The 409-nt window shown below is 61.9% G+C and carries 1 protein-coding gene; it reads left to right on the top strand.

From position 1 onward, the window contains the following. Positions 1-409, top strand: a 409-nt coding sequence (locus AC5ZGW_RS47275; protein WP_496114290.1) for an LLM class flavin-dependent oxidoreductase, incomplete at both ends; no start/stop codon positions are given.

Raw genomic sequence — 409 nt, 5'->3', positions numbered from 1 at the left:
GGCGGCGACGAAGAACCTGGGCTTCGGCGTCACCGTCAATGTCAACTCCGACGCGCCCTATCTCTTCGCCAGGCGCATGTCGACGCTCGACCACCTGACGGACGGCAGAATAGGCTGGAACATCGTCACCGGCTATCTCGACAGTGCGGCGCGAGCGCTCGGGCAGGACGCCCAGGCCGAGCACGACAGTCGCTACGACCGAGCCGACGAATATCTTGAGGTGCTCTACAAGCTCTGGGAGGGAAGCTGGGACGACGATGCGATCCTGCTTGACAAGGCCAATCGCATCTTTGCGGACCCCGGCAAGATCCGGCCCATAGCACATGATGGCGCGTTTTATCGATCGAATGGCTATCATCTGAGCGAGCCGTCTCGGCAGAGGACTCCGGTTCTCTACCAGGCGGGAACC

The organism is Bradyrhizobium sp. Crot121, from assembly GCF_059512385.1.
Note: the sequence above shows the minus strand (reverse complement) of the source record. Positions and strands in the feature narration are given on the sequence as shown.